Origin of the sequence: Roseateles cavernae (genome assembly GCF_040187885.1) — a bacterium.
GTDB lineage: Bacteria > Pseudomonadota > Gammaproteobacteria > Burkholderiales > Burkholderiaceae_C > Roseateles_E > Roseateles_E cavernae.
In genome coordinates this window covers 1-11,559 of the sequence record NZ_JBDPLH010000022.1, presented here as the reverse complement: position 1 = coordinate 11,559, position 11,559 = coordinate 1, and the positions used below count along the sequence as shown (strand labels likewise).

11 protein-coding genes are annotated in these 11,559 nt (G+C 65.3%); 6 read left to right on the top strand and 5 right to left on the bottom strand.

Annotated elements, in window-relative coordinates; genetic code table 11:
- Both ABGI63_RS25390 and ABGI63_RS25385 read left to right on the top strand, forming a co-directional pair.
- Positions 1–320: hypothetical protein (locus ABGI63_RS25390; protein ID WP_349745308.1), on the top strand; the 320-nt coding region annotated here is incomplete at its 5' end.
- A gap of 52 nt (positions 321–372) precedes the next feature.
- Complete coding sequence (locus ABGI63_RS25385; protein WP_349745307.1) at positions 373–876, top strand: MarR family winged helix-turn-helix transcriptional regulator; 504 nt, start codon at positions 373–375, stop codon at positions 874–876.
- Between the two features lie 7 nt (positions 877–883).
- On the opposite strand, the gene rocF is transcribed toward ABGI63_RS25385, so the two are convergent.
- The 5 genes from rocF to ABGI63_RS25360 form a co-directional block, all read right to left on the bottom strand.
- Complete coding sequence (rocF, locus tag ABGI63_RS25380; RefSeq protein WP_349745306.1) at positions 884–1,804, bottom strand: arginase; 921 nt, start codon at positions 1,802–1,804, stop codon at positions 884–886.
- A gap of 28 nt (positions 1,805–1,832) precedes the next feature.
- A complete protein-coding gene (locus tag ABGI63_RS25375; protein WP_349745305.1) occupies positions 1,833–2,720 on the bottom strand; it encodes an LOG family protein in 888 nt (295 codons plus the stop codon).
- 112 nt (positions 2,721–2,832) lie between these two features.
- Positions 2,833–3,597 carry a HesA/MoeB/ThiF family protein gene (locus tag ABGI63_RS25370; protein WP_349745304.1) on the bottom strand — a complete coding sequence of 255 codons (765 nt, stop codon included), beginning with the start codon at positions 3,595–3,597 and terminating at the stop codon, positions 2,833–2,835.
- A gap of 71 nt (positions 3,598–3,668) precedes the next feature.
- The gene (locus tag ABGI63_RS25365) at positions 3,669–5,102 is read right to left on the bottom strand and encodes a S41 family peptidase (protein ID WP_349745303.1); all 1,434 of its coding nucleotides are present in this window, start codon (positions 5,100–5,102) and stop codon (positions 3,669–3,671) included.
- A 200-nt stretch (positions 5,103–5,302) separates the two neighbouring features.
- On the bottom strand, positions 5,303–6,406 hold the full coding sequence (locus tag ABGI63_RS25360; RefSeq protein ID WP_349745302.1) for an ABC transporter ATP-binding protein: 1,104 nt from the start codon (positions 6,404–6,406) through the stop codon (positions 5,303–5,305).
- Positions 6,407–6,512: 106 nt separating this feature from the next.
- On the opposite strand from ABGI63_RS25360, the gene ABGI63_RS25355 reads away from it, so the two are divergent.
- From ABGI63_RS25355 to ABGI63_RS25340, 4 genes are all read left to right on the top strand, one after another.
- On the top strand, positions 6,513–8,123 hold the full coding sequence (locus ABGI63_RS25355; protein ID WP_349745301.1) for an ABC transporter permease: 1,611 nt from the start codon (positions 6,513–6,515) through the stop codon (positions 8,121–8,123).
- A 239-nt stretch (positions 8,124–8,362) separates the two neighbouring features.
- The gene (locus tag ABGI63_RS25350) at positions 8,363–8,731 is read left to right on the top strand and encodes a hypothetical protein (RefSeq protein ID WP_349745300.1); all 369 of its coding nucleotides are present in this window, start codon (positions 8,363–8,365) and stop codon (positions 8,729–8,731) included.
- A gap of 62 nt (positions 8,732–8,793) precedes the next feature.
- Positions 8,794–9,864 (top strand): DPP IV N-terminal domain-containing protein, encoded by a 1,071-nt coding sequence (locus ABGI63_RS25345; RefSeq protein ID WP_349745299.1) that lies wholly within the window; start codon positions 8,794–8,796, stop codon positions 9,862–9,864.
- Between the two features lie 57 nt (positions 9,865–9,921).
- The coding region (locus ABGI63_RS25340) for an NHL repeat-containing protein (protein WP_349745298.1) at positions 9,922–11,559 on the top strand (1,638 nt) is incomplete at its 3' end.

Genomic DNA, 11,559 nt, shown 5'->3' with positions numbered 1-11,559 from the left:
GGCGCGGCGACTGGGGCCACGGCGGCTGGTCGGGCGGCTGGGGCGGTGGCCGCGACGATGGCGATGAGCCCCAGGCCGGCGGCGCGCGGCTGCGCATCATCAGTGCCCGCTATGGCTATGGCGGCAATACCGTGGATGTCAGCGACCGTCTGCGCGAGCTGGTCCGGCGCAACCGCCTGGAACTCCGGGTGGACAACAGCCTGGCCGGCAGCGACCCGGCGCCCGGTCGACGCAAGACGCTGACGCTGACCTATGCACCGGAAGGCGGCGATGTCCGGCAGGTGAGGGTGAACGAGCGCGATATGCTGCGCGTGCCTTGAAGCTCCCGAGTTCCCGGGGATAATCTCGACATCGAGACAAGTGGAGCCCGCAGTGAGCCTCGCCAAACCAGCCGATGCGGTGGACCGCATCCTGCAGCAGTGGCGGCGTGAGCGGCCCGATCTGGACGTGGCGCCGATGGGCACGATCGGACGGGTCAAGCGCTGCTCTGCCTTGCTGCAGCAGCGCCTGGATCAGGTGTTCGCCAGCTTCGGCATGAGTGCCTGGGAGTTCGATGTGCTGGCCACGCTCAGGCGCGCCGGCGCGCCCTTCTGTTTGGCGCCGACGGCGCTGTTCCAGCAGCTGATGGTCAGCTCCGGCACGATGACCCATCGCATGCAGCGGCTCGAAGCGGCGGGCCTGGTGCAGCGCCTGCCCAATCCGGCCGACGCGCGCAGCCTCTTGGTGCAGCTGACGCCCGAAGGCCTGGCCCTGATCGACCGCGCGGTGGCCGCTCATGTGGAGAATGAGCACGCCATCCTGGCGCCGCTGAAGGCCGCCGAGCTGCGCGCGCTGGATGCGGGGCTGGTGGCGCTGCTCGCGGTACTGGAGCCCTAGCGCGGGCTCATTTCCTCATCAAGGTGCTCTTGCCAAAAAGGGACTCGATCAGGTCCACCGCCAGCTCGGCGGTCTTGTTGCGCACATCCAGGGCCGGGTTCAGCTCCATCACATCGAGCGAGCCCATGCGGCCGGTGTCGGCAATCATCTCCATGCACAGCTGGGCTTCCCGGTAGGTCGGGCCACCGGGCACCGTGGTGCCGACGCCCGGTGCGATCTCGGGATCCAGGAAGTCCACATCGAAGCTGACATGCAGGTGGGTGTTGGCATCCAGCGTGGCCAGGGCCAGCTCCATCGTGTGGCGCATGCCCATCTCGTCGATATAGCGCATGTCGAAGACCTCGAGCTCCTGCTCGTGGACAAAGCGCTTCTCGCCGGCATCGACGCTGCGGATGCCGATCTGGCGGACCCACTTCGGGTTGATGGCCGGGACCTGGCCACCGATTTCGATCAGGGCCTGCGGGCCGAAGCCGCACAGGCAGGCCACCGGCATGCCATGGATATTGCCGCTGGGCGTCAGCGCGCTGGTGTTGAAGTCGGCATGGGCATCGAGCCACAGCACGCGCAGCTTCTTGCCGGTCTCGCGGCAATGGCGGGCCACCGCGCTGATCGAGCCCAGGCCCAGGCAATGATCACCGCCCAGCAGGATGGGCATGCGGCCCAGCTTCAGCTCGGCATGCACGGCCTCGTGGACCGAGCGGTTCCAGGCGACGACCTCGCTCAGGTGGCGGTAGCCGTCCACCGGCGGCAGCCAGGGATTGGCCGGTCCCAGCAGATTGCCGCGATCCAGCACCTCGACGCCATGGCTCTCCAAGGTCGCGCCCAGACCGGCCACGCGCAAGGCCTCGGGCCCCATGCTGGCGCCGCGCGCGCCGGCGCCGATATCGGTGGGGGCGCCAATCAGGGAGACGGCTCTGAGTGTGGTCATGGTGTCTTTCTTTCAGTGATTCGCGATATCAGGTGCTGCCGGCCTGGCTCAGTTCGTACTCGCGCGCCAGCAACTCCCAGGCTTCTTCGGCGCTCTCGACAAAATGGAACAGCTGCTCATCGCCGGGGCTGATCATGCCGGTCTCGATCAGCAGCTCGAAGTTGATCAGCCGGGTCCAGAACTCGCGGCCGAACATCAGGATGGGGCGGCGCCGGCATTTGCCGGTCTGTATCAAGGTCATGGTCTCGAACAGCTCGTCGAGCGTGCCGAAGCCGCCTGGGAAGCAGACCAGGGCCACCGAGCGCATCAGGAAATGCATCTTGCGCAGCGCGAAGTAGTGGAACTGGAAGCAGAGCTCGGGCGTGATGTAGGGGTTGGGGCGCTGCTCGTGCGGCAGCACGATGTTCAGGCCTATGCTCTTGCCGCCGGCCTCGTAGGCGCCGCGGTTGCCGGCCTCCATGATGCCGGGGCCGCCGCCGGTCACCACATAGATCGGGTTGGCCCGCTCCATCGAGGCCTTGGTGACGATATGGGCAAAACGGCGTGCCTCCTCGTAGTAGCGGCTCATGCTGAGCTGCACTTCGGCACGCTTGATCGCGGCCTCGTCGCCGCCCAGCTTGGCCTGGGCCAGCGCCGCGCGTGCGGTCTCGTCCGAGGGGATGCGGGCGCTGCCGAACATCACGATGGTGGCCTTGATGCCCAGCTCGTTTTGCACCAGCTCGGGCTTGAGCAGCTCGAGCTGCATGCGGATCGGCCGCATGTCCTCGCGCAGCAGGAAGTCGGTGTCGGTGAAGGCCAGACGGTAGGCGCTTTGCGGGCCGTCATAGTCGCCCGGCGGCGGCGACTGAGCCAGGGCTTTGGCCTCTTCCTTGGCGCTGGGGAAATTGCGGGCGGTGAGCTGGTTGCGCTTGTTCATCTGGAAAGCTGCCCGACGGGCAGTCTGGAGGAGGGCGGTCGGGCCGCCCGGGGCGCAGCATAGGTCAGGCTGCGGAGAATTTTCTTGCGTACTTTTCTAGTAAAACTGGTATTTATTCGGTGATATCACGATTTATAGTGCTGCACACCGGGCATGCCGGGTCTTTGTGCACAAGTATTTCGCTCCAATCCATGCTCCGAGCCTCCAGCATCTGCAGGCGCCCGGTCAGGCCGGGCAGCTTCAGCACCAGCTTCAAGGCTTCGGCCGCCTGCAGGCTGCCGATGATGCCCACCAGTGGCGCGAACACGCCCATCGTGGCGCAGCGCTGCTCCTCGAAGCTGGCGTCGGGCGGAAAGAGGCAGGCGTAGCAGGGGGCGTTGGGGTTGCGGCTGTCGTAGACGCTGATCTGGGCATCGAAGCCCAGCGCCGCACCCGAGACCAGCGGCCGGCGGTGCGCGACGCAGGCGCGGTTGACGGCCTGGCGGGTGGCGAAGTTGTCGCTGCAGTCCAGCACCACATCGGCGCTGGCCACCAGTTCGTCGAGCAGGGCCGCATCGGCGCGCTGGGCCACGGTGCGGACCTGCACCTCGGGATTCAGCGCCGCGATCGCAGCGGCGGCCGACTCGACCTTGGGTGTGCCGACACGCGCCAGGCTGTGCGCGATCTGGCGCTGCAGATTGGTCAGGTCCACCGTGTCGTGGTCGACCAGGGTGATCCGGCCGATGCCGGCCGTGCCCAGGTAGAGCGCCGCCGGCGAGCCCAGGCCGCCGGCCCCGATGATCAGCGCATGGCTTTGCAGCAGGGCTTGCTGGCCCTCGATGCCGATCTCGTCCAGCAGGATATGGCGCGAGTAGCGCAACAGCTGTTCGTCGTTCATGCGCCAAGCATAGCGCCGACCATGCAAACGGCCCGCCAGAAGCGGGCCGTTTCATGCGCTGTGGGTCGGGCTCAGTCGATCTTGGCCTCGGCCTTGCGTTCGGTCGCGGTCTTCGAGACGGCCACCGGCTTGCCCTTGAGCTGGTTCAAGGCCTGGGCCAGCGGGAAGTCCTCGGCCGAGCCGAACTCGGGCAGGGGCTTGGGCGGCTCGTTCTTCTTGGCGAACTCGGCCTCGAGTTTCTGGCGTGCTTCCTCGCGGGCCTTCTCGCGCGCCTCGTCCTTCTCCTCGGGGCCGTTGTTCAGATGCTTCTCAAGATCGGCCTCGCGCATGCGCAGCGCGGCGAACACATTGCCTTCGGCGGTTTCGTCCAGCAGCACATCGGGCACGATGCCCTTGGCCTGGATCGAGCGGCCGCTGGGCGTGTAGTAGCGCGCGGTGGTGATCTTCAGGGCGGTTTCGGGGCTCAGCTGGCGCACCGTCTGCACCGAGCCCTTGCCGAAGGTCTGGGCGCCCATCACGACGGCACGCTTGTGGTCTTGCAGTGCGCCGGCGACGATCTCGCTGGCCGAGGCCGAACCTTCGTTGACCAGCACCACCAGCGGCACGCTCTTCAGCGAGGCCGGCAGCTTCTTCAGCGGGTCGGTACCGCCGCGGCGCTGGTAGTAGTCGGGATCGGCCTTGAAGTTGGCCTTGGAGTCGGCGATCTGGCCATTGGTGGAGACGACATCCACGCCCTTGGGCAGGAAGGCGGCCGAGATCGCCACCGAGGCTTCCAGCAGGCCGCCGGGATCGTTGCGCAGATCAAGCACCAGGCCCTTCAGATTGGGCTCCTGCTTGAGGATCTCGTCGAGCTTCTTGACGAAGTCGTCGACCGTGCGGTCCTGGAACTGGCTGACGCGCAGCCAGGCATAGCCGGGCTCGACAACCTTGCCGCGCACGCTTTGCACACGGATTTCCTCGCGGGTGATCGTGACCGGGAAGCTGCGACTCTCCGCCTTGCGGAAAATCATCAGCTGCACCTTGGTATTGGGTTCGCCGCGCATGCGCTTGACGGCCTGGTCGAGCCCGAGACCCTTGACCGGCGTGTCGTCGATGCGGCTGATCAGGTCGCCGCTCTTCAGACCGGCGCGGAAGGCGGGCGAGCCTTCGATCGGCGAGACGATCTTGACCAGACCGTCTTCCATGCCGATCTCGATGCCGACGCCGACGAAGCGACCACTGGTGCCCTCGCGGAATTCCTTGAAGCTCTTCTTGTCGAAGAACTGCGAGTGCGGGTCGAGTCCGGAGACCATGCCGGCAATCGCGTCATTGATGAGCTTCTTCTCATCGACCGGCTCGACATAGTCGCTCTTGACCATGCCGAACACCGCCGCGAGCTGCTGCAACTCTTCCAGCGGGAGTGGCGACAGGCTGCTGCGGGCGTTGGCCTGCAACTGCATCGTGGTCATTCCGCCCGCCAGGGCGCCCAACGCGACCCAGCCTGCTACTTTAAGTTTGGCACCCATGATGCGGTGTGTCCTATCGGTGAAATACAGCCATTCAGAGCTTGCGCCACAGGCTAAGCCAGAAGCGAAGACCTTGCAGCGAGTATAGGGCGCTGCTTGACAGCAAGCCTCGGTAGAGGCCCCCATTTGCTGGGCTATTTCGGCGCATTCAAGCGTTCTTTGCGTCTAAATACCGCCGCTTTACACAAGTTTGCTCGGGCCTACTCTGCGGCCACAGGGCTGGGTCTGCCGAAAGTCACGACATGGTCGACGTGGGCGCGTATGCCTATCCACTCGCCGACCTGGTGGTTGTGATGTGAGGGCACATGGGCGACCAACTGCTCGCCACTGGACAGGCGCAGCGTGTAGAGGAACTCGGCGCCGCGAAAGATCTTGCGCTCGATCCGGGCCTTCACCGGCGCGTCGTCGTCATGCACGATGTCATCGGCGCGCAGCAGCACCTCGCATTCGCCGCCCGGGTAGGCCGAGGGCAGCGCGCATTCGCCGGCATCGCTGAGGTCGCCCAGCGCAGTCTGCACCACCGGGTCGGTGCTGCCCTGGACGATGCGACCGGAAACAAACACGCCATGGCCGATGAAATCGGCAACGAAACGGGTAGCCGGGCGGTGATAGACGCTGTAGGACTCGTCCCATTGCTCCAGCCGGCCATGCTGCATCACGCCGACGACATCGCCGATTGCGAAGGCCTCGCCCTGGTCGTGGGTGACGAACAGCGCCGTGGTGCCGCTGGCGCGCAGGATGCCGCGCAGCTCCTGAGACAGATGCTCGCGCAGATCGACGTCGAGGCTGGAGAAGGGCTCGTCGAGCAGCAGCAGGCGCGGCGATGGGGCCAGCGCCCGCGCCAGCGCGACACGCTGCTGCTGGCCGCCGGAGAGCTGGTGCGGTGCTCGCTTGGCCGCATGGGCCAGGCCGACCAGGTCCAGCACCTCGGCGATGCGCTGCTGGCGCGGCTCGCGGGCCAGATGGCGCAGGCCGAAGCCGATGTTGTCGGCCACCGAGAGATGCGGGAACAGGGCGTAGTCCTGAAACACCATGCCGATACGGCGCGCCTCGGGGGCCAGGTGCAGTCCCGTGGAGGCATCGGCCAGTGCTTCGCCGTCGATCAGGATGCGGCCGCTGTGCAGCCGCTCCAGGCCGGCAATGCTGCGCAGCAGCGAGGTCTTCCCGCAGCCCGAAGGGCCGATCAGCACGCCGATCTGGCCGCGTGCCAGGCCGAAGGAGACGCCGTCCACCGCCGCCCTGCCGGCGGGCCCGCCGGCGGCGCCGGGATAGCGCAGGCCGACCTGATCAAGTGCAAGAAACATGGACCTATGATACCGGGCTGGAATGCGCATTCGAATGCGCATCGTTCTCGTTTGACCGATATCAAGAGCTGGCCTGCCACGCGTTGGCGTCCGCGCCAACCACCGCATGCTGCGCCTGATCACTGTTGTCTGCCTTTTGTTGGCCGTGCCCGTGCTGGGCATCCTGGGTTCCTGGCTGGCGCTGGATGCGCAGGCCCTGGCCATCCTGCAGCACCAGTTGCAGACCGTGCTGCCCGAGTACGCCTGGGCCTCCTTGCTGCTGTCGGTCTGCGTGGCCATCGGTGTGGCGCTGATCGGTGGCGCCACGGCGGCGGCGGTCAGCCTGTTTGACTTTCCGGGCCGACGCTTCTTCGAGTGGGGTCTGCTGCTGCCGATGGCGATGCCGGCTTATGTGGCCGCCTACGCCTACACCGATGCCCTGCAGTACAGCGGCGCTTTGCAGACCTGGCTGCGCGCGCTGACCGGCGCGCAGGGTGCGCTCTGGCCCGATGTGCGCAGCCTGCCCGGTGCGGTGGGCCTGTTCGTGCTGTGTCTCTACCCCTATGTCTACCTGCTGACCCGCACCGCGCTGAGCGAGCGGGGCGTGGCCTTGATGGAAGCGGCGCGCATGCTGGGCGCCGGCACCACGCGCCGGGTGCGCGAGGTCGCGCTGCCGCTGGCCCGTCCGGCGCTGGCCGCCGGCATCGCGCTGGCGCTGATGGAGACGCTGGCCGACTACGGCGTCGGGGCCTATTTCGGACTGACCACCTTGACCACCGGTGTCTACAAGGCCTGGCTGGTGATGAATGACAAGACCGCCGCAGCGCAACTGGCCTCGGTGCTGCTGCTGGCGGTCGGCGCCCTGCTGTGGCTGGAGCGGCGCGCCCAGGCCAAGCTGCGTTTTGCGAGCAGCCGCAGTGGCGCGCTGCATGCGGCCGAGGCGCGCCCTTTGCCGCTGCACGGCGGCGCTGCGCTGGCGGCGGTGCTGCTGTGCGCGCTGCCCATCCTGCTGGGCTTTGTCGTGCCGGTGCTGGTGCTCCTGCAACTGCTGTGGCAAGAGGCCTTGCATGCTGAACTGGGTCTGCCGCTGGCGCGCTTTGCGCAGTGGAGCCTGAGCAGCTTGAAGCTGTCCGGTCTGGCCGCCTTGCTGGCGGTGCTGCTGGCCCTGGTGCTGGCCTACCTGGGACGGGTGCGCGGTTCGGGCTCGGCCCTGCTGGGTGTCTCGACCCGCATCGTCTCGCTGGGCTATGCCGTGCCCGGCGCAGTGATCGCGATCGGCATCCTACTGCCGCTGGGTTGGTTGCAGGAACGCTGGCCGCAGCTGGGCTTGACCAGCCTGATGACAGGCACCATCGCCGGCCTGATGTATGCCTATCTGGTGCGCTTCTCCGGCGTGGCCCTGCAGTCGCTGGAGGCGGGCTATGCCCGCATCTCGCCGACCGTGGACGAGACCGCTCGCATGCTGGGTGCCTCGCGCACCCGGATGTTTCTCGAACTGCATGCACCCTTGCTGGCGCGCTCGGCCTGGGCCGCAGCGCTGCTGGTGTTCGTCGACGTGATGAAGGAATTGCCGGCCACCCTGGTGCTGCGCCCCTTCAACAGCGACACCTTGGCCGTTGTCGCCTATCAGCTGGCGCGCGATGAACGCTTGGGCGAGGCCGCGCTGCCCTCGCTGGCCATCGTGCTGGTCGGGCTGATTCCGGTGATCATGCTGTCACGGGCCATGCGCAAGCCCTGATCTCACGAGCGCTCTCTACCGCTTCCGGCGTGGAATCAGGGTGAGACTGACTTGCATTAGCTTTACGTGCGCAAATTGCTATTCAACCTAGGGGGCATGCGTTTTTCGCCCCCTGAGTGAGGGACGTTTGGATGCTTTTCGCGCGGCCGCTTGCATTGCCATGGCGCGCTTTGTTACCAAGAATGGCGGCAACCCCGGGGATACAACCCGGTCCGAGACAAGCATCACGGAGACCCGCCATGCCGCAACTGTCGGATTCTGCTTCTCCCGTATTGAGCCGGTTTTGCAGACCCCTCAACTCGCTCCTTGTTTGTGCTGCGCTATCAGTTTCGAGCGCAGCGCTGGCGGCCCCGAGCTTCAGTGGGCCGTCGGTCGGGAGGGTCTCGCAGGCCACCGTCTTCTCCGGCAAAGGTTTTGTCCCCAACGCCGCTTTGACAGTCCTGGTCAAACGGCCGGGCGGTGCAGAGGCCGGTTTCAGCGCGGTGGCGACGCCTGAAGGCGCGCTCAGCTACAGCTTGGTGCCGGCCGCAACCGGTGTGTACGCGCTGACCGTGACGGACAGCACCGGCCGTTCGCTGGCCAAGGCGGTCCTGAACGCGCGTCCCTGAGCGTCTCGCTCCGGTCCGATTCTCTGGGCGGGCCGTACCTCAAGATTTGCAAGGAGACAGTGATGAAGCTGAGGACTCTGCCTCGACTGGCCGCTGCATGCAGCCTTGTCTTGTTGGCTGGCCTGCCACTCGCGGCCGCTGCTGCCGAGGCAGGGCCGGACGACATCGTTTTTACTTCCAACCGTGCAGGAGGCTTGTTTCAGCTGTATCGCATGCGGCCGGACGGCACCCAGACGCATCGGCTGACGCAGGAGCCTTTGGAGGCTGGTGAGCTGAGCTGGTCGCCAGACGGCAGCAAAGTGCTGTTCACGGCGAGCCGCGGCCGAGGCGTCGAGATCCATGTCGCGGACCTGGTCAGCGGGGATGTTCGCAGGCTGACCCGGGGTGAGGTGTTGAACAGCTCGCCGGTATGGAGTCCCGACGGTCGCTTCATCGCCTTTCGCTCCTTCATGGACAAGAGCGCGAAGCTCTACATCATGAAAGCGGATGGCAGCGATCTCAAGCGCTTGACCGAGTCCGAGGAGGAAGAGGCTGGGCCGGCGTTCTCTCCCGATGGAAAACGGCTGGCCTATGTCGTGTTGAAGCATCCCCGCATGCCCCAGATCAAGGTGCTGGACCTCAGCTCCGGGGCCTCTCGCCTGCTCAGTGCAGAGCCTCCCACTGCGGCCGAGCAGGGCCCGGTCTGGTCTCCTGACGGCAAACGCCTTGCCTATACCGTCAGCAAGAATCGCAGCAACCACATCCATCTTATGTCGCCGGACGGTTCAGACAAGCAAGCGCTGACCAGTGGCAAGGGACGCTACAACGATCCTCAGTGGTCTCCCGATGGTTCGCGGCTCCTTACTCTGGCCATGCGTGATGGGGCCTCACGGCAAGACATCTACACGATCAAGCTGGACGGCGGACAGGAACTCAAGCGGCTCACCGATGACGGGGCCGAGCATCTGCTGGCTCGCTGGTCGGTGGACGGTCAACGCATCTTCTTCGTGAAGTTCCTGGCCGGCGGTGGCAAGATTTTCTCGGCGGACAGCGAGGGCCGGCAGGTCCGGCTGTTGTCGACCGACCAGAGCTACGACACCGGTATTGCCATGTGCTGCAGCCGGCCACGCGTGCAACTGGCAGGCATGAAGTAAGGACATCAACCCGGCGACAACCAGCCCCACCCGCAAGACATGCCAGATGGAGGTCTTATGACAACCCGCAATCGCGCTCTCACACGCCCTGCTTGCCTCTGCAAGCTCAGTCTTCTCAGCCTCGCCATGCTCGCCCTGGGTTCGAACGCTGCGAGCAAGACCTATACCCTGGACGCCGACTTCTCACTCGGGATTCTTGAGAACGTCAATTTCACCGCACCCAACAGCAATCAGCTGCAGCTCAATCTGGTGGGTGTTGGATCCAAGTACATCTTCATTGCCAACCATGATGAGGATTCGGTGTCCAAGTACGACACCGAACTCAACAAGGAGGTGGCGCGCTACAAGACTTATGCGGGGCCTTTGGGCAGTGGGGTAGGCGGCAATCCATCGCGCATAGCGATCGATGTCGACGGCAATGCCTATGTGCTCAATCGTGAACCTAGCTCAGGCCAGCCACCACTGCTGATCAAGGTTCTTGTCGACACGGCCGTGGACCGCAACAGCAATGGCGTGATCGATACCTCATCGGACCTGAACAACAACGGGGTCATCACGGCGGCCGAGATGAAGCCGATGTCGGCCAATACGAACGCGGGTCTTGGCGATGAGCGCGTGGCCTGGGCCCAGCGCATCGGTCCGGCGGGCAACACCTTCGGCCGTGCCCTTTGCATCGCACCCGATGGCAAGCTCTGGGTCGGCATGTGGGACCAGGCGCGCTACTTCCGGGTCAACCCGGCGGATGGCAGCCAAGCCGCCGTCGTTGGTGGTGTGGGCGGGCAGTATGTGCAGCTCAGTGGCTGGAATCCCTATGGCTGTACGGTGGACAAGAATGGTGTGCTGTGGAGCGCGACGCTGGGATCGGGCGGCTTGGGTCGGGTGGATACCAACACCGGGGCGGCCAGCAATTTCCCGAATCCCTTCGGCTTTGACTACGGCATTGCACAAGGCAATGGCAAGATCTACCAGGCCAATCTGAGCGGCAATGCATGGACTGCATTCGACCCGGCGACCAATACCTTCAGCAGGCCGCCGACAGTGTCCTATTCCGGCTCCGGCATTGCGGTGGATGGCGCGGGGAACATCCTATCAACCGACACCAGCGGCGTGGCCAAATTTGCACCCGATGGCACGCTGCTCTGGCAGAAGGGGCCTCAGCCCGGCGCGTCCTACTCCTACGGCGTCATGGTCGATGGCAATAACGATGTCTGGGTCATGAACATCAGCAGCAACAACGTCTCCAAGTACCGCGGTACGGACGGGGCTTCACTGGGTGTGTTTCCTACCGGCGCGTTTCCCTACGTCTACACCGACGGCTCCGGCCTGACCACCAAAAACACCACCAACAACAAGCAGGGCACATGGACCGTGGTCTATGACAGCGGAGCCAGTGCGACACCCTGGGGCAAGGTGAACTGGACAGACACGGTGCCCAGCGGCGCGTCGGTTGAAGTGGCCACGCGCAGCGCCGATGTGGCTGCGTCGCTTGATCTGCAGCCCTATGTGCCGATCAGCAAGAACACGAACTTCACAGGCAGTGGCCGGTATCTTCAGGTTCGCACCCGGCTGATTGCTAACGACAACAACGAATCCCCGATCCTCTATGACCTGACGATCAATAGTGCCAACCAGAGTTGCGACATCGATCAAAACGGCGCCATCGACATCAGCGACATCAACGCGATTCGCAGCAGC